Below are 22,915 nucleotides of genomic sequence, written 5' to 3' on the forward strand. Positions count from 1 at the left end.
CCGGCCTCCAGGTGTAGACGCCGCGCCCACCGGCTGGCAACCTCGTGTTCCATGCCACGGAACAACACGGCGGGATTCGCCGACCCCGGCGGCCCGGGCGCGTCGTCGTCCGGCCCGGTGGGCCCCGCCCGGGGCAACGTGCTCGACCGGGGGGTACGGCTGCTGCGCGCGTTCCGCCCGGCGGAGGAGGCCCTGCGCCTGACCGAGCTGTCCCGGCGCACGGGCCTGCCGAAGGCCACCGTGCACCGGCTGGCCGAGCAACTCGTCGAGCTGGGGCTGCTGCGCCGCGCCCCGGTGGGCTTCGGGCTCGGCATCGGGCTGTTCGAACTGGGCGAACTCGTGCCGGTCAAGCTGCGCCTGCGCGAGGCCGCGCTGCCGTTCCTGCAGGACCTCTACGAGGCCACCCACGAGACCATCCACCTCGGCGTCCGCGACGGCCTCGACGTCGTCTACGCCGACCGGATCCGCGGACACGCGGGCGTCGACACGCCGTCGCGGGTCGGCGGTCGCCTGCCGCTGACCTGCACCGGCCTCGGCAAGGTGCTGCTCGCCTGGTCCGGGCAGGAGCTCATCGACGAGGTGCTGGCGCAGCCGCTGCCCCGGCTGACCCCGCACTCGGTCACCGACCCCGGGCGGCTCGCCGACGAGCTGGCCCGGATCCGCCACGCCGGCGTCGGCTACGACCGGCAGGAGGCGGCCCCGGGGCTCTCCTGCGTGGCGTCGCCCGTCCTGGTGCACGGCCGGATCGTCGCCGCGCTGTCCATCTCGGTGCCCGCCCACCGGCTGCCGCCGGCCCGGCTCGCCCCGGCGGTGCGTACCGCCAGCCTCGCCCTCTCCCGCGTCCTGTCCCGGGCGCCCGGCGACGACTGAGGCTCCCCGGCGGCCCGCCCGCTCGCGATGGACCGCCGCGCGGCCCGGTCGGGGCCGTCGCCGCAGGTCGTCGCCGCCCGCCGGCCCGCGCGGCCTCAGGCGAGCAGGACCTCCCGCATCCGCGCGCCCGGGTTGAACCCGCCGACCACCCGGGGGCCGGTCGGGTCGTGCACGTCGAGGGTGTTGTTGCGGCGCATCAGCTCGCGCACCGCGGGCGGCAGCCGGGGCGGGTCGTCCATGGTGGCGAGGACCTGCCCGGCGGTCGAGATCAGACGCTCGGCCAGGGCGGCGGCGTCGGTGTCCACCCGCACCCGGCCGTACTCCCAGCCGGCGGTGGTGAGGTCGAGCACCTCGAACACGTGGGTCACCAGCGGGGTCGGGTCGGTCACCCGGTCGAGCCGGGACGCCCGGCTGCCGACCACCGCGACGGCGGCGGCCACCTGCGCGTACGGGTGCAGGCCGGACGGCAGCGCGAACAACGGCCAGCGCAGCGAGGGGCCGGCCTCCTTCCACAGCGGCCGGTAGTTGCGGCGGTGCAGCAGCAGCCGCCGGCCCGTGCGCCGGTGCACGTCGTGCACCTGGGCCTGCAGCTCCGCGTGGGCCTCGTCGGCGGCCTCGCCGAGGATCCGGGCCGCCACCACCAGCCCGTCGTCGTCGTCCAGCAGCCGGGCGATGGCCTCGGCCTGTTCCGGGAACCGCGCCTGCGAGCGGGCGCCGTACCGGTGCCGGACGTCGCGCAGCAGCGCCTGCTGCCGCTCCGGGTCGAGCTGGACCCGGTTGCCACCCAGCAACTGCCGCAGCCAACGCATCTCGCCTCGATTCAGCAGACGTCGCGGACCGCGGCAATGCTAGTGGGCCGGGCTTGCCCCGTATCGTGGTGGGGTGGCCCAGCGAAACCTGACCCTGATGGCGGTGCACGCGCACCCCGACGACGAGGCGACCAGCACCGGCGGCGTCCTCGCCCGCTATGCGGCGGAGGGCATCACGACGGTGCTCGTGACCTGCACGGACGGCGGGTGCGGCGACGGTCCCGGCGGCGTCAAGCCGGGGGACGAGGCGCACGACCCGCAGGCCGTGGTGGCGATGCGCCGGGCCGAGTTGGCGGCCAGTTGCGAGGCGCTGAAGGTCACGCACCTGGAGACGCTCGACTACGCCGACTCGGGCATGATGGGTTGGGCGGCCAACGACGCGCCGGGCGCGTTCTGGAACACGCCGGTGGCGGAGGCGGCCGACCGGCTGGCCGAGTTGATGCGGCGCTACCGGCCCGACGTCGTCGTCACCTACGACGAGAACGGCTTCTACGGCCACCCGGACCACATCCAGGCGCACCGGATCACCATGGCCGCCGTCGAGCGGACGGGCATCCCGGCGAAGGTCTACTGGACCACCGTGCCGCGCAGCGCGTTCCAGGAGTTCGGCCGCGTCATGAAGGAGATCGGCGCCGAGTTCCCCGAGCCGGACGGGTCCGCGGAGCTGCCGCCGCTCGGCCTGCCCGACGAGGAGATCACCACCTGGGTGGACACGAGCGCCTACGGCGCGCAGAAGTTCGAGTCGCTGGCCACGCACGCCAGCCAGGCCGAGAACATCTTCTTCCTGCAACTGGGCCAGGAACGGTTCACCGAGCTGATGGGCGTGGAGACCTTCGTCCGGGTCCGCGACACCACCGGCGCGCCGACGCCCGAGGACGACCTGTTCGCCGGGCTGCGCTGAGGCCGACGCGCCCGCCCCGGCGGGCCGTATCCCCGCTGTCCCCGACGCGACGGGGCCCGCAGCCGCCTGGCTGCGGGCCCCGCCTGTTGCCGGGCGCGGGTCAGGCGGGCGCGCCGGTGACCGACGTCCCGGACCTGGTCACCTGGTATTTGATCTTCGTGCCGCTCCAGAAGTGGAACGTCAGCGTGACCGGACCGTCCTTGACCTCGGCGAAGAACTCGGGCTTCATGATGATCGTGTTCGCGGTGTAGTCGGGCTGGAAGTTGGACCAGAACTCCTTGTAGGGGGTCCAGTTGGCCGGGCCGGCGGGGCTGCCGTCGGCGTACGTGGCCTCATGGTGGCGAGCTGGTCGCCGCGGAACTGGGTCGGGATGGTGAACGAGCTGGTCGTCCCGGTGGCCGCCGCCTGGGTCGGCGGGTCGTAGGTGATGATGCTGATCTGCCACGGCACGCCCTGCGAGAAGCGGGCCTCGATGGTGGCGTTGACGCCGTAGGCGCGGCTGCCGACCAGCCGGGTCAGCGCCGAGGCGGTCAGGGTGAGGGTGGTGCCGGAGACGGTGTAGTCGGTGCCGGAGACCAGGTTGGTGCTGCCCTGCCGCAGGCCCTGGAACGTGGCCCCGTTGAGGTTCAGGGTGAGCGACTTGCTGGTGATGGCGCCGGTGCGGGGCACGTAGACCTGGTCCGAGGAGGCGGTGGCGGAGCGGGTGGTCAGGCTCGCCTTCATCATGTCGTAGATGCCCTGGTCCCGCCATTGCAGCGTGTTGCGGTTGAGGAACGAGCCCGCGTCCCAGAGCATCGTGGTGAGCTTGCGGATCCGGGCGTGGTAGCCGACGGCCTCGAAGAACTTGAGCAGCTCGCCGCGTTCGATGATCCCGGGCCGGGTGTAGTCGTAGCTGAGCAGCGCCCACTCGCCGACGATCACCGGGATGCCCCGGGAGACGAACGTCTGCTGGACGCGGTCGAAGCCGTCGACGATGTCCTGCTCGACGTTGCTGTCGTAGCGGGTGCCGCCGGCGATGTTGACGCTGAACGGCCACCAGCCGTAGAAGTGGACGGTCGCGGCGATGTTGCGGTCCCCGAGCTGGTCGATCGTGGCCGTCAGCGCGTCGAGCCGCTCCTGGTTGGAGTTGGTGTAGAGGGTGGGCAGCACGAGCAGCCGGGTGGCGTTGTTGCCCCCGGACTGACGCACCAGGCGGACGAACGCGACGTTCAGCTCACGCAGCACCTCGTCGCTCTCGGCGTCCCCGGACGTGCCGGCGAACTGCGGCTCGTTGATGCTCTCGAACGTCAGCTTCGCCGAGTAGTCGCGGAAGGTGGTGGCGAGCTGGGTCCACAGCGCGGTGTACCGGTTCATCACGTTCGTGCGGTCACCGGGATAGGTGTTGATCCACTGCCAGGAGTCGTGGTGCAGGTTGACCAACACGTAGAGACCCTCCGCCAGCGACCAGTCGACGACCTGCCGGACCTTGGCCAGCCAGGCCGGGTCGAGGGTGTACGTCGGCGCGGGCCCGTGGTGGTTGCTCCAGGTCACCGGGATCCGGATGCTGCGGTAGCCCTGCGAACGGATCTTCTGCAGCAGCGCCTGGGTCACCGGCGGGTTGCCCCAGGCGGTCTCGTCGGGGATGGCGTCGTAGGTGTTGCCCAGGTTCCACCCGGGCTGCATCGCCGCGACCGTGGCCATCGCGTCCCCACCCGGCGACGGCGACGGCGAGGTGGTGGGCGTCGGGGACGGGGGAGGGGTGCTGGTCGGGGTCGGGGTCGGCGTGCCGCCCACGCTCCCGGTGCAGGCCACACCGTTGAGGGTGAACGAGGTCGGTGCGGTGTTGCTGCCCGACCACGAGCCGTTGAAGCCGAAGGAGACCGAGCCGTTCGTGGCGATCGCCGCGTTGTAGCTCATGCTCTTCGCGGTGACCTGGTCACCCGACGAGGTGACCGTGGCGTTCCACGCCTGGGTGACCCGCTGGCCGGACGGGAACGTCCAGCCCAGCGTCCACCCGTTGACCGCGTCGCCGAGGTTGGTGACCGACACGTCGGCGGTGAAGCCGCCCTGCCACTGGGACGGCACCGCGTACGCCACCCGGCAGCCGGCCGCCGCCTGGGCGTTGCCGGCGACCATCGTGCCCGCCATCATCAGCGTGGCGACCGCGGCGGCGATCAGGCCGATCCGCCGTCGCGTCTTTCCGAGGTACTGCGAACTCATCAGGGACTCCTCGCCATGGTGGCGGTTGAGGGGGTACGCGGGGCCGCGCGGGCGAACAGCGCTGCCCGCCCGCGCGACCGGAGAATGCGGAGTGTGCGGACGCTGCCCAGGCGTCCGCCGCGGCCTTCGAGGCTCCCGAATGGAAACGATCGGTCCGTCAAGGCCGAAAGTTTCTGGCCCGACGGTACGTCAACCGGTGATGTGCGTCAATGAAGCTCGCTCCCCCCGGGGTGTGGTGCCGGCGGGCGGCGGGGTTGCCGGGTCCTCGCCAGGTGAGAAAGCCTCCCCCAGCGCGTGGTGATCCACTTTGGAAAGTTTCAGATCGAGCCTGGAAAGCCATCGATGCCCGTCGGGCGACGGCCGAACGGCTATCCTTGCGCGCGGAACGACGCTGGTGGCCCGCCACGCGGCACTGGCGTGGCGGGCGGCCGTCGCGGGAGCGCTGCAGAGGAGGCCGGGTTGACGCACGGCGAGTCGGGCGAGCCGGTCGACGAGGCGGGTTCGGTCGCCGATTCGACCAGGCCGGTGACGATCGCCGTCATCGCCCGGTCGGCCGGGGTGTCGATCCCGACCGTGTCAAAGGTGATCAACGGGAGGTCCGGCGTCGCCGCCGACACCCGCGCCAGGGTGGAGGCGGCCCTCAGCCAGCACGGATACCGTCGGTCGGCGCCCGTCACCCGCAGCAACATGATGGAGCTCGTCTTCGACGAGATCGAGGACATGTGGGGCCTGCAGATCATCCGCGGCGTCGAGCGGGCGGCCCGGAAGCAGCGGGTCGGCGTCGTCCTGACGGAGTTCGGCCCGCAGCACAACGCGATCCGGTACTGGATCGACGACACCCTCGCCCGCCGCCCGGACTGCCTGGTGGTGGTGGCCCAGCTCGGCGCGGAGCAGCACGACCAGCTACGCGCCCGCGGGATCCCCTTCGTGGTCTTCGATCCCACCACCGAGCTGCCCGACGACGTGCCGTTCGTCGGAGCGACCAACTGGGCCGGCGGGAGGTCCGCCACCCGCCACCTGATCGAGCTGGGCCACCGGCGCATCGCGATGATCGGGGGCCCGGAGCACATCCTGTGCTGTCGGGCCCGGCTGGACGGCTACCGGGCCGCCATCGACGCGTCGGGCCTGTCGGTGGAGCCCGGCCTGGTCGTCCACGCCGGGCTGAACCCCGTCGACGGCAGGTCCGCCGCGCTCGACCTGCTGGGCCGACCCGACCGGCCCACGGCGATCTTCGCCTGCAACGACCAGCAGGCCCTCGGCGTCTACCAGGCCGCGCGGGAGCGCGGCCTGCGGATCCCCGCCGACCTCAGCGTGGTGGGCTTCGACGACCTGCCGCTGGCGGCGCTGACCGACCCCCCGCTGACCACCGTCCACCAGCCGCTGGTCGAGATGGCCGCCACCGCCACCGAGCTGGCGCTCGCCCTCGGGCGGGGGGAACGCAGCGCCCAGGTGCGACTGGAGTTGGCGACGACCCTCACCGTCCGGCAGAGCACCGCGCCCCCGGCGAGCTGACCTGACCGACCCGGCCCGGCGGGTCGAGCGCGGCCCGGGGGCGGCCCGGTGGGCTATCCTGGCGCGAGTAGCCAGGACAGGAGCGCAGCGTGGCAGGTGACGACGACATCTCCGGGTGAGAGCCCGCAGCGGTGACCGACGGAGCACGACCCGTGCCGTCGCGTCGCCCATGTCGTCATGCCCTGCTCACGCCGGGCGGCGCGTGCGCGCCCGGATCACCTGTCTGCTGAGGTTCCCCATGTCCGACAGTCATGTCGTCAGCTCCGCCCTGTCCTTTTCCTGGCCGGACGGCACCCCCGTCTTCCAGGACCTGTCGTTCTCCGTGCCCGGCGGCCGCACCGGCCTGGTCGCGCCCAACGGTGCCGGCAAGTCGACCCTGTTGCGGCTCGTCGCCGGTGAGCTCCGGCCCACCGGCGGCAGCATCACCGTCGCGGGAACGCTGGGCTACCTGCCCCAGCACCTGCCCTTCACCCGGCATCAGACGGTCGCCCGGGTGCTCGGGGTCGACCACGTCGTCGCCGCGCTGCACGCCATCGAGGCCGGCGACGCCGCCGAGGAGCACTTCACCACCGTCGGCGACGACTGGGACGTCGAGGAACGGGCCCGCGCCGAACTCGACCGCCTCGGGTTGACCGACGTCGCGTTGGACCGCCGGCTGGGCACCCTCAGCGGCGGCGAGGTGGTGTCCCTCGGTCTCGCCGCCCAGCTGCTCAAGCGGCCCGACGTGCTCCTGCTGGACGAGCCGACCAACAACCTCGACGGCGAGGCGCGGGCGCGGCTGACCGCCGTGCTCCGCTCCTGGACCGGCTGCCTGCTCGTGGTCAGCCACGACCGGGCGCTGCTGGACGAGATGGACCGCATCGCCGCCCTCGACCACGGCGAGATCCGCTGGTACGGCGGCAACCACACCGAGTACGAGCAGGCGGTGCGGGCCGAACGGGAGGTCGCCGAGCGGCAGGTACGGCAGGCCGAGCAGGACGTCAAGCGGCAGAAGCGCGAGCTCCAGCAGGCCCGCGAGCGGGCCGCCCGCCGCGCGTCCACCGCCTCGCGCAACCTGGCCGACGCGGGGCTGGCCCGGATCGTCGCCGGCAACCTCAAGCGCGACGCGCAGGTGTCGGCGGCCAGGTCCAACGACGTGCACGCCGCGCGCCTCGGCGCGGCGCAGGCCCGGCTGGACCAGGCGAGCGCGGCTGCCCGCCGGGACGACCACCTCGCCCTCGACCTGCCGGAGACGACGGTGCCCGCCGGCCGCACCGTCTTCCACGGCGAGGCCCTGCAGGCCGCGTACGACGGGCGTCCGGTCTTCGCCGGCGAGGGCGTCGGCCTGGACATCCGCGGCCCCGAACGGGTCGCCCTCGTCGGGCCGAACGGCGCGGGCAAGTCCACCCTGCTGCGGTTGGTCGGCGGCCACCAGGAGCCGGTCTCCGGCGCCGTCACGCGGGCGGAGGGCCGGGTGGCGTACCTGTCGCAGCGCCTCGACCTGCTCGACGCGGACCGGACGGTCGCCGACAACCTCGCCGTCTTCGCGCCCTCGCGCAGCGAGGCGGACCGGATGAACCTGCTGGCCCGCTTCCTGTTCCGGGGCGCCCGCGCCCACCTGCCGGTCGGCGTGCTGTCCGGCGGCGAACTGCTGCGCGCCACGCTGGCGTGCGTCCTGAACGCCGAGCCGGCACCGCAGCTGCTGCTGCTCGACGAGCCCACCAACAACCTCGACCTGGCCAGCGTGGCCCAGCTGGAGAGCGCGCTCCTGGCGTACCGGGGGGCGTTCGTCGTGGTCAGCCACGACGACCGTTTCCTGGCCGCGATCGGGGTGGACCGCTGGCTCCGGCTGGCCGGCGGCCGGCTCACCGAGGCGGGCGGGCCTGCCCACCTGCCGCCGGATCTGTCCTAGGACGCTCTGGGGGGTGTGCGCCGCCTGACGGCTGAGCAACGGCCTGGGCAGGGGATGAGTAGCGGCTACTCAGGTGCCGGGCCGCGCCGTGGCGTGAACTGGTTGCACCGCCGGCACCGCGCCGGCGCCGACAGGGAAGGAACCCGGCAATGGGACTGTTCAAGCAGCTCAAGGACATGCGGAACGTCGTCGAGGCGGCTCCCGCGATGATCTCCGAGGCCCGCGCCCTGCAGCAGCAGGCCATCCAGGCCCAGGCCGCCGGCGGCTTCGGCCCCGGCTACGGCGGTGGCGTCGCCGGCTACGGCAACGTGGCGGTGCCGCAGCCGGCCGACGTGCCGCCGGGCGACCCGCGCCTCACCCCGATCGAGGGGGTCGGCCTGGAGCTGTACGCCCGGGCGTCCAAGGCCGCCGCCACCCGCGGCCTCGACGAGGCCGGCATGGCCCGGTACGCGGCCACCCTCGGCGTCGACCCGGCCACCTGGCCGGCGGCCGTCGCCGGGTGGAACGCCCGGATGCGGGGCGACATGCAGCTCGCCACCCACTTCGGCCGGCTCTACCAGGAAGCGCAGGTCTGACCATGGGATTCCTCAGCTCGCTGCGGGACCTGCGCCGCCAGGCCGACGAGATCGACCGCACCTACGACCCGGGGGCCCAACTGCGCCAGGGGCTGGCCGCCATGCAACACATGCGCCAGCAACTGGCCGGCCAGCAGGCGACCGCCCACCTCGCCACGACCGGCACGCCGGCGACGGCCACGATCGTCGGCCTCCGCCAGACCGGGGGGTACGTCAACCACGCCCCCCTCGTCGAGATCCGGCTCATGGTCACCCCCGTCGACCGGCCGCCGTTCCCCGCCACGCACACCGGCCTCGTGCCGCCGGTGTACCTCGGTCAACTCCGGCCCGGCGGCACGGTGGCGGTCCGCTACAGTCCGGCCGACCCGAACAGCGTCGCCGTCGTCTGGGGCCAACCGGCGTGACGCCGGCCTGCCACAGTGGACGGTAGCCGCCGGCCGGTGCCGGCGGCTACCTCGGCGCGCCCGACGCGACCCGTCTGATCGCCACGCCTGGATCCGCAGGCGCCGCGCTATAGACTCCGGCGTCGTGCCGACGACGACGGGGACGCCGAGCAGGTGTCCGTCCTGTGCCCACGACCTGGTTCCGCCGGAGGTGGGCACGGTCTCCTGGTGCCCCGCCTGCCGGTGGAACCTGGAGGTCTACGACGTCGCTCTGGCTCCCTGGCGCGGCACCAGGGCGATCGGCCGATGGGGATTCCGGCGCGGGCTCAAGCTCGACCGGTCGACGCACGAGCAGCTGCTGGCCGACCCGCAGGGGCGCGAGGCCGGTGCGTCGACCGGTGAGGTCTGGCTGTTGGCGGTCTCCGTGGTGCTGGCCCTGCTCGGGGTGGTCGCGCTGGGCCACCTCGGCTGGCTCGTGGTGGCCAGCGACCTGTCGCCGGGGATCCGGCTGGTCCTGGCGATCCCCGCCGTGCTCGTCCTGCTGCTGGTCAAGCCCTCGTTCGGGCGGGTGCCCAGGCATGGCCTGATCACCGAGCGCGCGGCCCCCGAGCTGCACCGGCTGGTGCGCGAGGTCGCCGACGCCGCCGGAACGCCGGTGCCCGACGTGATCTGCGCCGACCTGAGCATCAACGCCGGGGTCGCCCAGCTGGGGTGGCGCCAGCGGCCGGTGCTCGTCATCGGCATCCCCCTCTGGGTGATGCTGCCGCGGGCCGCGCGCGTCTCGGTCCTGGCCCACGAGCTGGGTCACCTCGCCAACGGCGACCCGTTGCGGGTGCGGTGGACGCTGCCGGCGAGGACGTTCGGCACCCGGGCGGTGGCGGCCACCGGTGGGCGGAACCCGTGGCGGCGGGCCCTCGACACGGCGGACTCGCTGGCCGAACGGCAGGGCGGCCTGGTCGTCCTCCTTGGGATGGCCGTCCACGGGACCATCGCCCTGGTCAACGTCGTCGGCGCGACCGTGCAGCTGCTCGTCGACAGCGTCGCGATGCCCGACAGCCGCCGCGCCGAGTACCGGGCCGATCTGGTCGCCCGCCGGGTCGCCGGCACCGCGCCCTTCCTCCGCTCGTCGGAGACGGTGCTGCTCGCCGACCGGATCTGGCGGGACCTGTGGCACCTGGCGCCCCGCATCGACGGTGAGCAGCTCGAGGAGTTGGCGGCCGAGGCCCGGCAACGCCTGGCCGTCCAGCTGCCGCTGGCCCGTCAGGTCAGCCGGCGGGCCACCGACCTGTGGAGCACCCACCCGAGCGAGGACCAGCGGATGCGGCTGATCGAGGCCCTGCCCGACGTCGACGGGACCCTCCGCATCGACGACACCCGCTGGGCCGCGATCGACACCGAACTCAAGCCCTGGCGTCGCGCCGCGCACCACGCCCTCCTGGGAACCCGGGACCGGTTCTGAGGCGCCCGCCCGCCGCCCGGGCGACGAACTTCGTACCCGGACGGGCCCGTGACATGATGGCGCCCATGGCAAACCAGGGGGACGTCGGCGGGCCCCACCGCCGCAGTGGGTCGGGCGCTCTCGCGGACGGCGCGGACGGTGACAGCGCCGAGGCGCGGCTCGCCCTCGCCCAGCACCCCGAGACGCCCCAGCTGACCCTCATCGACCTGGCGGCCGACCCGTCGCCCCTGGTCCGCAGGGCGGTCGCGGGCCGCACCGACGCGCCCGCCCAGGCGCTGCGGCCGTTGGCCCGGGACCACGACCGTCAGGTCAGGGAGGCCGTGGCGAGGAACCCCTCGGCCTCGGTCGGCAACCTGGTGCGGCTGGTCAAGGACGCCGACCGGTGGGTCCGCTGGGCGGTCGCCGGCAATCCGGCCTGCGACGAGTCGGTTCGCCAGGTGATGGCGCAGGCCCACGACAAGGAGCTTCGCGGTCTCCTCGCCGAGTCGCGCGAACTGGAGCCCGACCTGGCCGCGCGGCTGGTCGACGACGTCTCCCCCGAGGTGCGGGAACGTCTCGCCACCCACACCCACGACCCCGAGGTGATCACCGCCCTGCTGGCCGACCGCACCGCGCGCGTACGCCGGGGGCTCGCCCGCAACCCGCGGACCAGCACCGCCCAGCGTGGCGCGCTCGCCCGGGACCCCGTGGCGGACGTGCGCGTCGCGTTGGTGCTCGCGGTCGAGCTGACCGAGGCGGACCTGCGGCACCTGGTCGACGACCGGTCGGTGCAGGTGCGGATGGCGGTGGCGACGTCGGAGCTGGTCCCGCCGCACATCCGGCAGGCGCTCCGTGACGACCCCGACGAGATGGTCGCCGACGCGGCGCGAAGCCCCCGCCCCGGGCGGGGCAACTCCCCGGTGGTGCAGGCTCCCCGCGTCGGCCACCGGGCCGCCGGCGGCGACCGGCGTCGACCGGGCGGTGCCCGGCGCTGACGCCGGCCGTGGGGAAGGTGTGGCGATGACCGAAGCCGGTTGGCAGCCGAGCGCGCCGGGCGTCATGCGACTGCCGTCCGGGCGGCTGGTGCGTGGCCGTGGCCTGCGGAACCCGCTGCCGGACGGGCCCGAGCCGCAGTTCGGGGTCTACCTGGTGGGTGCCCCGCCGGAGCCGGTGCCGTGGGACAGCCGGTGGGTCCGCTGCCGCGACTTCTGGCTGCCGGCCGACCGCGCGGACTTCGCGGCCGCCCTGCGCGAGGCGCTGGACCGGGCCGGCACGCAACGGGTCGAGCTGGCCTGCGGGGGCGGCTTCGGGCGCACCGGGACGGGGCTGTCGTGCCTGGCGATCCTCGACGGCGTGCCCCCGGCCCAGGCCGTCGCCTACGTCCGCGCGCACTACCTGCCCCAGGCCGTGGAGACGCCGTGGCAGCGGCGTTTCGTCGCCCGCTTCGACCCGGCGGCGCAGCACCGGCGCTGACCGGCTCGTGCCCCCGGTCCCGTCCTCTCCCAGCCCGCCACGGCGATCACCGTAGCGGCCCGCCGGGTCGGCGGGCGCGGCCAAGCCCCCACCTGTCGCGCGGGCCGGTCGTCGCCGGACTGTCGCGGCGGTCCGGCGGCCGGTAGCGTCGTCGGCGTGGATTTCGTCGCCATCGCCGCCCGGCTCGGGGTGCCCGTCGAGGACGTCGAGCGCGTGCACCGGCTCGCCGGGGACGGGCCGTCGGCGCCGCTGCCCGCGAGGGCCGACGCGCCCGCCATCCTCGACCGGCTCGCGGTGCCCCCGGACGACGCCGCCGAGATCATGGCCGGCTGGCCGGACGCCGACTCTCCGCTGTGGACACCCGAGCTGCGCTGGCTGCTCGACCGCTCGACCGCCCTGGTCCGCGCAGACCTCGGGGGGCACGGCTGGCTGTCGCCCGGCCCGGCGCTGCCCCGCGACCGGGGCCCCGCCTGGCGGCACCTCTACGGCTACGCCTACCTGGCGCTGGTCGACGTCGTCAGGGGCTACCACCGCGACCACGGCATCGCCGACGCCGTGTCGTGGACGACCCTCGCGGACCTGGGCCGCAATCTCGCGGTCGACCGGCGGATGCGCGGCGAGGGCTGGCCGGTGATGCAGAGCTGGCTGACGCTGCACGTGCGCGGCGGCCTCTACGAGCTGGGCCGGTTGCAGCACCACCGGGGCGACGGCGCGATCGGCCTGCACATCCCCGACTCGGGGCCGTTGACCCCGGAGGCGGTCGCGGCGTCGCTCGACGAGGCCCGCGCGTTCTTCCCGCGCCACTTCCCCGACGAGCGCTACACGGCGTTCGCCTGCGGCTCGTGGCTGCTCGACCCGCAGCTTCGGGAATACCTGCCCGAGAGCTCCAACATCGTGCGGTTCCAGCGGAGGTTCGAGCTGGAGCCCTACGAGGAGCCGGAAGGGCTCGACGCCGACGTCGAGGTGCTGCGGTTCGTGTTCCGCACCCTGACCACGCCGCTGGACCGGCTGCCGCGCCGCACCGCGCTCCAGCGCGCGGTCGTCGACCACCTGACGGCCGGCCGCCACTGGCAGTGGCGCCAGGGCCGCTTCCCGCTCTAGGCCGCCCGACGGGCCTGCCCTGTCCCGGGGGGCGCCGGTCAGCGCGCCGGGTGCCAGCCGAGCAGGGGGCCCAGCCGGGTCGCGATGTCGGTGAGCAGCTGCACGTAGTCGGCGTGGTCGAAGGTGAAGGGCAGGGCGAAGGCCACCTCGTCGACCTCCCGGAACGCGGCGAGGGAGGCCAGTTCCTCGGCGATCCGGTCGGACGGCCCGATCAGGTCGCGGGCGAACACCATCCGCTGCGGCCCCTGCGGCGCTGCCGTCCGGGGGGTGCGCCGGCGGACGTACTCCTCGTAGCGGGCGCGCTGCTCGGCGGTGGCGCTGTCGGTGGGAATGACCACCAGACCCTGCGACACCCGGGCGGCGGGCCCGGCCGGGTGGTGGGCCCGGTACGCGCGGATGTGCGCGAGCTGGATGTCGTCGAAGTCGGTGGCCTCCTCGGCCTTGACCACGCTGCTGGTCAGCAGGTTCATGCCCTGCTCGCCGGCCCAGCGCGCCGACCGGAGGCTGCCGGCGCCGTACCACATCCGGTGGATCAGGCCGGGGGAGTACGGCTGCACCCGGCGGGAGTACGCCTCGAACCCCTCGACGCCGTCGAGGTCGCTGGCCTGCTCCCCGCGTACGAGGTCGAGTAGCCGGCGGACCCGGGTGTGGCCGAAGTCCTCGGCGTCGCCGGTGTCCGGATACAGTGCGTGCCGCACCCGGTCGTAGTGCATCGGCGGGCCCACGCTGACCCCCGGGTTCAACCGGCCGCCGGAGAGGACGTCCACCGTGGCCAGGTCCTCCGCGAGGCGGAGCGGGTTCTCCCAGCCGAGCGGGATGACCGCGGTGCCGAGCTCGATGCGGCGGGTGCGCTGCGTGGCGGCCGCCAGCACCGCCACCGGCGAGGAGATGCCGAACTGGAGGTGGCGGTGGCGCACCCAGGCGCTGTCGAAGCCGAGCTGCTCGCCGAGCTCGATGAGGCTCAGCGTCGCCTCGTGGCCCGCCAGGGGATCCGCCTCGTCGAAGAGGCCGATCGTGAGGAAGCCGAGCTTGTGCAGGGACACCGGGGTCTCCATCGCTGGTGGGAGGAGGGCGTCACCACGATAACCCCCCTGGGGCATGGGAAATGGGCGACCGGTGGTGACTGCGTCGCCGGGGTTTCGGTGCGATGCTTCGACAGGAGACGATGAGCGACCACGCCGGCCGGGACGGCCGCGTCCGGACCGAGTGGGGAGAGTCATGACCGGCGAGTTCACCGGACTGACCGCCGTGGTGACCGGCGGTGCCTCCGGCATCGGCCTGGCCACCGCCCGCATGCTCGCGGGGCGGGGGGCGGCCGTCGCCTGCCTCGACCTGGACCCGTTCGGGGTGCCGGCCCCGCTGCACGGCCTGCGCTGCGACGTCACGAGCGACACGTCGGTGACCGGGGCCGTCGCCGCCGCGGCCCACCACCTCGGCGGCATCGACATCCTGGTCAACAACGCCGGCGTCGGCGCGCAGGGGTCCGTCGAGGCGAATCCGTCCGACGAGTGGCACCGGGTCTTCGACGTCAACGTGGTGGGCATCGTCCGGGTCACCCGGGCGGCCCTGCCCCACCTGCGGGCCTCCGCCTGCGCGGCCGTCGTCAACACCTGCTCCATCGCGGCGACCGTGGGTCTGCCCGACCGGGCGCTCTACAGCGCCACGAAGGGTGCCGTGCAGGCGTTGACCCTCGCCATGGCCGCCGACCACGTCGCGGAGGGGATCAGGGTCAACTGCGTCAACCCGGGCACCGCCGACACCCCCTGGGTGCGCCGGCTGCTCGACTCCGCCGCCGACCCGGCCGCCGAGCTCGCCGCCCTGCGGGCCCGCCAGCCCATGGGCCGGCTGGTCGCCGCCGACGAGGTCGCCGCCGCGATCGCCTACCTGGCCAGCCCGCTGGCCGCCTCCACCACCGGGACCGTGCTCGCCGTCGACGGCGGCGTACACGGTCTCCGCGTCCGGCCGACCGCCGCCGGCGGCTCCCCGCCGGGCACCCACCTCCGACCCGGCAACGAGGAGACGTCATGAGGACCACCCGCCTGGGGCGCTCGTCGGCCCCGGTCACGACAGTGGGGTTCGGCGCGGCCGGGATCGGCAACCTGTACCGGGCGGTCGACGACGACACGGCCCGCCGGGCGGTCGAGGCCGCGTGGCAGGCCGGCATCCGCTACTACGACACCGCCCCGCACTACGGCCTCGGCCTGTCGGAGCGCCGGCTCGGCGCGGCGCTGACGGGCCGGCCCCGCGCGGAGTTCACGGTCTCCACGAAGGTCGGCCGGATCCTGGTGCCGTCGCCGCAGACCGCGCACCTGCGCGACGACGCCGGCGGGTTCGACGTACCCGCCGACCACGCGCGCCGCTGGGACTTCAGCGCCGACGGGGTACGCCGGTCGCTGGAGTCCAGCCTCGCCCGGCTGGGCCTCGACCGGGTGGACGTCGTGCTGATCCACGACCCGGACGAGCACTGGCGGCAGGCGGTCGACGAGGCGTACCCGGCCCTGCACGAGCTGCGCGACGCCGGCGTGGTGGGCGCGATCGGCGTCGGGATGAACCAGTGGCAGATGCTGGAGCGGTTCGTCACCGACACCGACATCGACGCCGTGATGCTCGCCGGCCGTTACACCCTGCTCGACCAGTCGGCGGCGCGTACGCTGCTTCCCCGGTGCCGGGAACGGTCGGTCGGTGTGCTCGCCGCCGGGGTCTTCAACAGCGGCATCCTCGCCACCGAGCCACCGGGCCGGACGTACGACTACGGGCCGGTGCCGGACGCGACGTACGCCCGGGCGGTGCGGATCGCGCAGGTGTGCCGCACGCACGGGGTGAGCCTGCCGCAGGCGGCCATGGCCTTCGTGGCGCGGCATCCCGCCGTCGTCTCCGTGCTGTTCGGCGCGGGCAACGCCGAACAGGTCGACCGCAACGTGCAGCTCGCCGCCACGCCGGTGCCCGACGCCCTGTGGGGCGATCTGCTGGCCGAGGGGCTCATCGACCTGTGACCTCCCCTCCGTGCGGCGTGCGGGCGGCAGCGCCTCATCGGCCGGCATTCACGAAGGCGGCGATCTCGTCGAGCCCCGGGCGGTAGCCGTCGCTGGTGTCCACCTCGAATTCGGGCACGGCGAGCCGGACGGGTTGGAAGCCCCGGTGGCCGAGGGCGTGGGTCTGCCGGTCACCGAGGTACGCGTCGGCGTGGGCCCGCCGGATCGCGTTCTCGTCCTGCCGTCGCCGGACGCGGTCGAAGGCCGCCTGCGCGGTGACCTGACAGTGCACCACCCGGACGTCGGCGATCCCGAGCAACGGCTGCAGGCCGGGGCGCCAGAGGCGGTCCTGGAAGGCCGCCTCGGCGACCGTCGTGACGCCTGCGGTCAACAGCAGCCGCAGCACCTCGAAGAACGTGGGCAGGGTCCGGAGGCTCAGCTCGTCGGTCGGTGCGGCGACGAAGTCGCCGGCCGCGTGGACCATGCCCTCCTTGATCTCGTCCCGGCAGATCGCCGGGCACCCGATCCGCCGGGCGAGCAGGTGGGCGAGTGTCGTCTTGCCCGCCCCCGACGGTCCGCTGACGACGACGAGCGTCGGCCTTGTTCCCATCAGGTCGTTATAGCTCAACCGGGTGCGGTGGGCGGTCGCGACGGCCGGTCAGGCCGGGGTGGACCGCAGGACGTCGGCGACGGGCCGCCGGGCGGCGGACAGGGCGGGGACGGCGGCGAGCGCGGCGACGGCGAGCAGCACCGCGCAGGCCATGGCGAGCAGCCAGGAGACGGGTGCGTACCGCTGCTCGCCCGCGCTGACGACCAGGTACAGGCCGATGCCGGCCGGGACCCCGACGGCGACGCCGAGCGTCGCGGGGAGGAGCTGCGCCACCGCCATCCCCATGGTCACCTGCGCCGGCGTGGCACCGAGCGTGCGGGCGACGGCCAGGGGGTGGCGGGCGTCGAGGACCGCGGTCCAGGTGCTCACGATGGCGTTGACCAGCCCGAGGACGCACAGCACGCCGATGACGAGCAGCATGGCCTGGATGGTCCGGGCGTCGCGGGGATTGGCCAGCTCCGCCCCGCCGAGCCCGACCTGCCGGTCCTGCCGCAGGCCCATGAGCAGGGCGGCGAGGCCGGTCGTGGTGATCAGGGTGTTCACCATGACGAGGCGGGCGCGGCGGGGGCGGCGGGCGTTGACGCGTACCCCGATCAGCAGGGCGGTGGGCATCCGGCGGGACAGCCAGACGCGCCATCCGCGCCGCCGGGGTGGCGTGGCGGCGTCGGCCAGCGCGTGGACGGTGTCGGTGGTGGCGGCGCGGAGCACGGGTGCCAGCGTCGCCGCGGCGGCGATGGCGAGGGCGAGGGCGGTGCCGGCGACCACGGCGCGCAGCCCGGGTGGCGGGGTGCCGGTGGCGCCCAGGAGCCCGGCGCCGGGGTCGGTCAGCGCCGGCGCGGCGAGCCAGCCGGCGGCGAGGCCGGTGCCGGCGGCGGCGAGCCCGACGACGAGGTGTTCGGCGAGGTGGACGGCGGCGACCATGGCCGGTCCGGCGCCGACGGCCTTGAGCAGCCCCACCCGGCGACGCTGGTCGGCGACGCGTCCGGCGACGATGTTGGCGACGCCGACCACCGCGAGGGCGGTGAGCAGCCAGCTGCCGACCAGCAGGGCCAGCCGCGCCCCCGTGACGAGCCTGCCGTTCGCCTCGGCGATCCCTGTCCAGCTCGTGTACTCGATTCCGTCTTCGCGCTTGTGGGTGAAGGAGGTGCCGACGTGCGGGTCCGCGTATCTCAGGTTCAGGGCGTACGACAGCGGCCGTGCGCCGGCCAGCGCCGCGATCTCGCCGCGGTCGACCCACACCAGGCCGGCGCTCTCCGTCAGAGGGCTGCCCGCATCGGCGCGCCAGTCTGCGCGCGGGTAGACGGCGCGGGCGGCGGTCACCGCGGTCCCGACCACCCGCAGGGGGTGGCGGTCGATGCTGACCGTGTCGCCGATGCGCATGTCGAGGGCGGCGGCGAAGGCGTGCTCGACGACCACGCCGCCGGGGCGCACCCAGGTGCCGCCGGTCACCGCCGGCCGGTCCAGGGTCGCCGGGGAGTCGTCGCGGCCCTGGACGACGGCCTGCACGGCCCGTCCTCGGGCGGTCAGCATCAGATAGCCGACCGGGTACGGTCCGCTGTGCGCGGTGACGCCGGGCGCGGTGGCCAGCGGCGCGAGGGCGGCCAGGGCCGCCGGGCCCGTCGCACCCGGCATCGCCACCACGTCGGGGCCCGCGGTGGCGGCCCGGGTCCGCTCGTACGGCTTCGCGAGCGCGTCGTTCAGGGTGAGGCCGAGGGTCAGCGTCGCGGTCGCGGCGCTGATGGCGAGCAGCAGCAGTGCGGTCTCGACGCGGCGTCGGCGCAGGTCCCGCGCCAGCAGCCGACACACGAGCAGCAGACGCCCGGTCATGTCAGCGCCCCCCGCCGTAGACGGTGCCGGTGCCCGCGCGGCCGGCGGTGCCGGCGGCGAACCGGCTGTCGTCGGCGAACGCCCCGTCCCGCATCGAGATCACCCGGTCGGCGACCGCGGCGATGCGCGCGTCGTGGGTGACCACCACCAGCGTCTGCCCCGCCGCGCGCAGCTCCTCGAACAGCCGCAGCACCTCCAGGGTGGCGGCGCTGTCCAGGTTTCCGGTGGGCTCGTCGGCCAGCACGACCAGCGGCTCGTTGCTCAACGCCCGGGCGATCGCGACCCGCTGCCGCTGCCCGCCGGACAACGCCGACGGCAGGTGCCGAGCGCGGTCGGCGAGCCCGACCCGGTCCAGCAGGTGCAGGGCGCGTTGCCGGGCCCGGCGGGGAGACCGCCCGGCCAGCAAGGCGGCCAGCTCGACGTTCTCCACGGCGGTCAGCTCGTCCATGAGGTGGAACGACTGGAAGACGAAGCCGATGTGCTGTCGCCGCAGCCGGGCGAGGGCGCGTTCGCTCATGGCGTCGATCCGGTGCCCGGCCAGCACGATCTCGCCGTGGGTGGGGCGTTGCAGCCCGCCGAGCAGGTGCAGCAGGGTCGACTTGCCGCAGCCGCTGGGACCCATGATGGCAAGCGTCTGCCCCGCCGGCACCTCCAGGTCGACGTCGTCGACCGCGCGCACCAGGGCGCTGTCGCGGCCGTACCACCTGCTCACCGCGCGTGCCCGCAGCAGCGCCGGCCCGGTCATGCGGCGCCACCCGGCGTGCCCCCGCTGCGCTCGGTCATCGCTTTCCCTTCTGCCCGGCCTGGTCATGCCCGGTCCAGGTCCGCTCGCACGCTTCCAGCCACTCCAGGTCGGCCCGCAGCCGCAACACGACCCCCTCCAACAGCAACCCGACGACGGGATCCACCGCCCGGTCCAACGCGGCCCGCTGGGCGTCGCGCAGGCGGCGCAGCACCTCACGCCGCTGCGCGTCGACCAGATCCACCGGATCGGCGAGCCGGGCGGCAGCGGCGGCCACCAGCTTGAGGTGGAACTCGGTGAGGTCGGGCCTCGGCCAGTGCACCTCGGCCAGCCAGGCGGCGACCCGCTGCTGCCCGGCCGGGGTCAACGCGTAGACCCGGCGGTCGGGCCGGTCCGGCAGACCCTCGACGCGCTGCGAGGTCACCAGCCCCGCCTTGGCCAGCCGGGTCAGCGTCACGTAGATCTGCCCCGCGTTCATCGTCTCGCCGAGGGGGCCGAGCGCGGCCCGCAACCGGCTGCGCAGGTCGTAGCCGTACGCCGGCTCCTTGGCCAGCATGGCCAGCACCACGTCCTGCACCCGGCCCCACCCTCCGTCGACCGGTAATAGATAACCGTTATCCATAGGAGGTGTCAAATCACCGTAGGGTGGGGAGATGGACACGGAACGGGTCCGGCGGGCGTACGCGTCCGCCGCGGAGCTCTACATCGGGCTGCTCGGGACGACCCGACAGGTGCACCCCGACGACCTCGCCTTCATCGAACGCCACCTGGCGGGCCGGCCCGGCCCGGTGCTCGACCTGGGCTGCGGGCCCGGCCACCTCACCGCCCACCTCCGCTCGCTGGGCGTCGACGCGACGGGAATCGACCTGGTCGGCGAGTTCGTCGACCATGCGCGGGCGACCCATACGGACGGCCGGTACCTGCTCGGGTCGATGGAGAGGCTTGCCGTCGCCGACCACCGTGTGGCCGGCATCCTGGCCTGGGGTTCGGTGATCCACCTGCGGCCGCCGGACCTCGACGGCGTGCTCGCCGAGTTCCGGCGGGTCATCGCCCCGGGCGGACGGTTGGTGGTCGGCATCTTCGTCGGTGACCAGGTCGCCGCCTTCGACCACAAGGTCGTGACCGCCTGGCGCTGGCCCGTCGACGTGTTCTCCGCGCGGCTGGCGCGCGCCGGCTTCACGGAGGTCGAGCGCCTGCAACACCCCGGCGACGCCACCCGTCGGCCGCACGCCGCCGTCGCGGCGGTCGCCCCAGGGGGTGAGGGCGCGCCGAATCCAGCGCCGCTTCGAGTGTTCTAAGACTCCCGTCAGCGACCCGACCTGTCCCACGGAGAGAAACGGAACCCAGATCATCATGGCTGAGCACGTAGTCGTCATCGGCGCCGGCGTCTATGGCGCGGCGGTGACCGCCGCGCTGACCCGGCGCGGTGCCCACGTCACCGTCGTCGACGCGGCGGTGCCGGCCGGCGGCACCTCCGGCGCGACGTTCTCCTGGACCAACTCCTGCGGCAAGCAGCCCCGGCCGTACCACGACCTGAGCGTCGCGGGCATGGCGGCACACCGCAGGCTGGCGGCCGAGGTGCCACTGAGCGACTGGTACCACGAGGGCGGCAACCTGGAATGGGCCGACGACGAGGCCGGGCGCGCGAAACTGCGTCGGAAGGTCGAAGGCGTCCTCGACTACGGGTACGAGGCGCGCTGGCTCACCCGGGCGCAGGCGCTGCGCCTGGAACCGGACATGAACCCCGCCGAGCTGCCCGACGACGGGATCGCCTACTTCCCGCAGGAGGGCTGGATCGAGCCGACCCGGCTGATCGGCCACCTGCTCTCGACCGCTGTCGTCGCCGGCGCGGAGTTGGTGCGCCACGACGCCGTCACCGGCCTCGAGGTGGCGGACGGCCTGGTCCGGTCCGTGCACCTCGTCTCGGGGCGGAAGATCGTCACGGACGCGGTCGTGAACTGCGCGGGGCCGGGGACCGACCGGATCGCCGGCCTGGCGGGGCTGGCGCTGCCGATGCGCAACACCCGCGGCGTGCTCGTCTACACGTCCCCGGCCGCGGTCGCGGTGTCCCGCGTCGTCCACGCACCGGGTGTGCACCTGCGCCCCGACGGCGGCGGACGGCTCCTGCTGCACACCCATGAGATCGACGGCGCGGCGCACCTCGACGACAGTGGCGAGATCAGCGTCGACCAACCGGCGGTCGACAGGGTGCTCGCCGCCGGCCGCGCGTTGTACCCGGGGCTGCGGGACGTGGTCGTGGAGAGCGTGCGGGTCGGCGAGCGCCCCATCCCCGGTGACGGCCTGCCGGTGCTGGGCCGCGTGGTCGACCTGCCCAACTTCCACTTCGCCGTCTCACACAGCGGGGCGACCCTGAGCGTGCACGCCGGCGACCTGGTCGCCGCCGAGGCGCTCGGCGAGAACCGGGACGACGCCCTGGCCGCGTTCCGGTTCGAGCGGTTCTGACCCTGAACCCGGACCAGGCGGGTTGTCGGTCGAGGACGTCCGGGAGACCGTCTCGGGCGTCGTGCTGTCGGCGTTCGGCATCGCCCTGCGCGGGCCCGTCTGCCCGGCGCCGGTCGCCCGCGGTCAGATCATCCCGGCACGGAGGGCGTACGCGACGGCGTGCGAGCGGTTGCGCAGCTTGAGGCGGTGCGTGAAGCCGTAGATGACGTTCTTGACGGTGCGTTCGGAGTAGCAGAGCCGGCTGGCGATCTCGTTGGTGTCCAGGCCCTCGGCCATCAGCCGGAGCACGTCGATCTCCCGCGCGTTCAGGCCCGAGGCGGTCAGGCCGTGCGGGGTGAGCACGTCGCGCTGGAGCCGCTCGATGTGCTTGAGTAGCTCGCCGACCAGGTTCGGGGGCATCACCCCGCCGCCGTCGCGGGCCGCCACCAGGCTGTCGACGAGCCGGTCCGTGGTGATCGCCGCCCGGGGCTGGATCGCCACCACCCGGCAGTCGACCGCCGTGATCAACTCCGCCTGGCTGATCTCGTTGGCGATCAGGACGGTGGGCGCGCCGGTTGCGGCCGCGTTGCGCCGCAGCACCGCCACGACGTCGGTGGTGAGCCGGTCGGCGACGACGAGCAGCACGTCGGCCTCGCCCTGCCGCCCGTCGTCGAGCAGGGTCACCTCGGCACGATGCCGCAGGTAGTCGCCGACGCCGGCCCGGCTCAGCGGATCCGTCGTGTGCACGGCGACCCTGACCTGTTCCACAACAACCTCCCGGTGACTCGGCACGCGACCAAGTGTCGGCAGGGCGTCTTCACGAACCCTTCACGATCCCGGCGGGCGGCTCACCGCGGCGGCCGGCGGGCGAGCCGGAGGGCCTCGATGTACTTGGGTAGCTCCCGGGCGGCGTGCTCCAGCCGGCCGGGCGTCAGCTGCTCGGCGAAGACGACGTCCACCACGGCCTGGGCGAGCCCCGGCGGCAGGTCGCACACGGCGGGGCGGGCCCCACCCTCCCACACCCGCAGGATTCGCATCCGGTCCACGACGACGTCCAGCGTGCGCCGCAGCCCGGCGACGGCCTCGTCGGCCACCGCCGCGTCCAGCTCCAGGCGGCCCTGCGTGGCCAGGGCGAGGAACAGGTCCCCGGCGAAGTCCTCGGCGTCCAAC

At 74.3% G+C, this 22,915-nt stretch carries 22 protein-coding genes and 1 pseudogene; 14 read left to right on the forward strand and 9 right to left on the reverse strand.

Annotation, left to right across the window (positions count from 1 at the left end; genetic code table 11):
• The first annotated feature begins 51 nt into the window (after positions 1-51).
• Positions 52-870 carry an IclR family transcriptional regulator gene (locus tag TK50_RS13200; protein ID WP_277814339.1) on the forward strand — a complete coding sequence of 273 codons (819 nt, stop codon included), beginning with the start codon at positions 52-54 and terminating at the stop codon, positions 868-870.
• A 95-nt stretch (positions 871-965) separates the two neighbouring features.
• Here TK50_RS13200 and TK50_RS13205 read toward each other — a convergent pair whose 3' ends face one another.
• Complete coding sequence (locus tag TK50_RS13205) at positions 966-1,679, reverse strand: hypothetical protein (protein WP_043963017.1); 714 nt, start codon at positions 1,677-1,679, stop codon at positions 966-968.
• 73 nt (positions 1,680-1,752) lie between these two features.
• On the opposite strand from TK50_RS13205, the gene TK50_RS13210 reads away from it, so the two are divergent.
• Positions 1,753-2,580 (forward strand): PIG-L family deacetylase, encoded by an 828-nt coding sequence (locus tag TK50_RS13210; protein ID WP_144420227.1) that lies wholly within the window; start codon positions 1,753-1,755, stop codon positions 2,578-2,580.
• 100 nt (positions 2,581-2,680) lie between these two features.
• Here the strand turns inward: TK50_RS13210 and TK50_RS34860 are convergent.
• Positions 2,681-4,779: pseudogene (locus TK50_RS34860) on the reverse strand (cellulase family glycosylhydrolase).
• A 459-nt stretch (positions 4,780-5,238) separates the two neighbouring features.
• On the opposite strand from TK50_RS34860, the gene TK50_RS13220 reads away from it, so the two are divergent.
• The 8 genes from TK50_RS13220 (at position 5,239) to TK50_RS13255 (ending at position 13,152) form a co-directional block, all read left to right on the forward strand.
• On the forward strand, positions 5,239-6,291 hold the full coding sequence (locus tag TK50_RS13220) for a LacI family DNA-binding transcriptional regulator (protein WP_043963018.1): 1,053 nt from the start codon (positions 5,239-5,241) through the stop codon (positions 6,289-6,291).
• A gap of 238 nt (positions 6,292-6,529) precedes the next feature.
• Positions 6,530-8,182: an ABC-F family ATP-binding cassette domain-containing protein gene (locus tag TK50_RS13225; RefSeq protein ID WP_043963019.1), complete on the forward strand. Its 1,653-nt coding sequence runs from the start codon at positions 6,530-6,532 to the stop codon at positions 8,180-8,182.
• 149 nt (positions 8,183-8,331) lie between these two features.
• Positions 8,332-8,757, forward strand: a complete 426-nt coding sequence (locus TK50_RS32185) for a hypothetical protein (protein WP_052503728.1) — start codon at positions 8,332-8,334, stop codon at positions 8,755-8,757.
• Between the two features lie 2 nt (positions 8,758-8,759).
• Positions 8,760-9,161: a hypothetical protein gene (locus tag TK50_RS13235; protein ID WP_043963020.1), complete on the forward strand. Its 402-nt coding sequence runs from the start codon at positions 8,760-8,762 to the stop codon at positions 9,159-9,161.
• 124 nt (positions 9,162-9,285) lie between these two features.
• Positions 9,286-10,599, forward strand: coding sequence for a M48 family metallopeptidase (locus tag TK50_RS13240; protein ID WP_144420228.1), 1,314 nt, complete (start codon positions 9,286-9,288; stop codon positions 10,597-10,599).
• A gap of 65 nt (positions 10,600-10,664) precedes the next feature.
• Positions 10,665-11,573 (forward strand): hypothetical protein, encoded by a 909-nt coding sequence (locus TK50_RS13245; RefSeq protein WP_043963023.1) that lies wholly within the window; start codon positions 10,665-10,667, stop codon positions 11,571-11,573.
• Between the two features lie 25 nt (positions 11,574-11,598).
• The gene (locus TK50_RS13250; protein WP_043963024.1) at positions 11,599-12,051 is read left to right on the forward strand and encodes a hypothetical protein; all 453 of its coding nucleotides are present in this window, start codon (positions 11,599-11,601) and stop codon (positions 12,049-12,051) included.
• A gap of 156 nt (positions 12,052-12,207) precedes the next feature.
• Positions 12,208-13,152, forward strand: a complete 945-nt coding sequence (locus TK50_RS13255) for an acyltransferase domain-containing protein (RefSeq protein WP_043963025.1) — start codon at positions 12,208-12,210, stop codon at positions 13,150-13,152.
• 38 nt (positions 13,153-13,190) lie between these two features.
• Here TK50_RS13255 and TK50_RS13260 read toward each other — a convergent pair whose 3' ends face one another.
• On the reverse strand, positions 13,191-14,195 hold the full coding sequence (locus TK50_RS13260) for an LLM class flavin-dependent oxidoreductase (protein WP_241773984.1): 1,005 nt from the start codon (positions 14,193-14,195) through the stop codon (positions 13,191-13,193).
• Between the two features lie 175 nt (positions 14,196-14,370).
• Here TK50_RS13260 and TK50_RS13265 point away from each other — a divergent pair, with 175 nt between their 5' ends.
• Entirely contained in the window at positions 14,371-15,180 is an 810-nt protein-coding gene (locus tag TK50_RS13265) for an SDR family NAD(P)-dependent oxidoreductase (protein WP_043963027.1), read from the forward strand.
• Positions 15,177-16,145 (forward strand): aldo/keto reductase, encoded by a 969-nt coding sequence (locus tag TK50_RS13270; RefSeq protein ID WP_043963028.1) that lies wholly within the window; start codon positions 15,177-15,179, stop codon positions 16,143-16,145. Before TK50_RS13265 ends, TK50_RS13270 begins: the two co-directional genes overlap by 4 nt.
• 34 nt (positions 16,146-16,179) lie before the next feature.
• On the opposite strand, the gene TK50_RS13275 is transcribed toward TK50_RS13270, so the two are convergent.
• From TK50_RS13275 to TK50_RS13290, 4 genes are read right to left on the reverse strand one after another with little or no spacing between them, the layout of a single operon-like run.
• Complete coding sequence (locus tag TK50_RS13275) at positions 16,180-16,734, reverse strand: P-loop nucleotide/nucleoside kinase family protein (protein WP_082106284.1); 555 nt, start codon at positions 16,732-16,734, stop codon at positions 16,180-16,182.
• 48 nt (positions 16,735-16,782) lie between these two features.
• The gene (locus TK50_RS13280) at positions 16,783-18,561 is read right to left on the reverse strand and encodes an FtsX-like permease family protein (protein WP_043963029.1); all 1,779 of its coding nucleotides are present in this window, start codon (positions 18,559-18,561) and stop codon (positions 16,783-16,785) included.
• 1 nt (position 18,562) lies between these two features.
• Complete coding sequence (locus TK50_RS13285) at positions 18,563-19,306, reverse strand: ABC transporter ATP-binding protein (protein WP_052503729.1); 744 nt, start codon at positions 19,304-19,306, stop codon at positions 18,563-18,565.
• A gap of 34 nt (positions 19,307-19,340) precedes the next feature.
• Complete coding sequence (locus TK50_RS13290) at positions 19,341-19,880, reverse strand: PadR family transcriptional regulator (protein WP_043963030.1); 540 nt, start codon at positions 19,878-19,880, stop codon at positions 19,341-19,343.
• A 76-nt stretch (positions 19,881-19,956) separates the two neighbouring features.
• On the opposite strand from TK50_RS13290, the gene TK50_RS13295 reads away from it, so the two are divergent.
• Both TK50_RS13295 and TK50_RS13300 read left to right on the forward strand, forming a co-directional pair.
• Positions 19,957-20,601: a class I SAM-dependent DNA methyltransferase gene (locus TK50_RS13295; RefSeq protein WP_043963031.1), complete on the forward strand. Its 645-nt coding sequence runs from the start codon at positions 19,957-19,959 to the stop codon at positions 20,599-20,601.
• 55 nt (positions 20,602-20,656) lie between these two features.
• Entirely contained in the window at positions 20,657-21,766 is a 1,110-nt protein-coding gene (locus TK50_RS13300; protein WP_043963033.1) for an NAD(P)/FAD-dependent oxidoreductase, read from the forward strand.
• A gap of 123 nt (positions 21,767-21,889) precedes the next feature.
• On the opposite strand, the gene TK50_RS13305 is transcribed toward TK50_RS13300, so the two are convergent.
• Together TK50_RS13305 and TK50_RS13310 are read right to left on the reverse strand one after the other, a co-directional pair.
• Positions 21,890-22,513 carry a helix-turn-helix transcriptional regulator gene (locus tag TK50_RS13305; RefSeq protein ID WP_043963034.1) on the reverse strand — a complete coding sequence of 208 codons (624 nt, stop codon included), beginning with the start codon at positions 22,511-22,513 and terminating at the stop codon, positions 21,890-21,892.
• Between the two features lie 80 nt (positions 22,514-22,593).
• A complete protein-coding gene (locus tag TK50_RS13310) occupies positions 22,594-22,914 on the reverse strand; it encodes a hypothetical protein (protein ID WP_229404522.1) in 321 nt (106 codons plus the stop codon).
• Between the last annotated feature and the right edge of the window lies 1 nt (position 22,915).

The organism is Micromonospora haikouensis, assembly GCF_000876225.1.
GTDB classification, from domain to species: domain Bacteria; phylum Actinomycetota; class Actinomycetes; order Mycobacteriales; family Micromonosporaceae; genus Micromonospora; species Micromonospora haikouensis.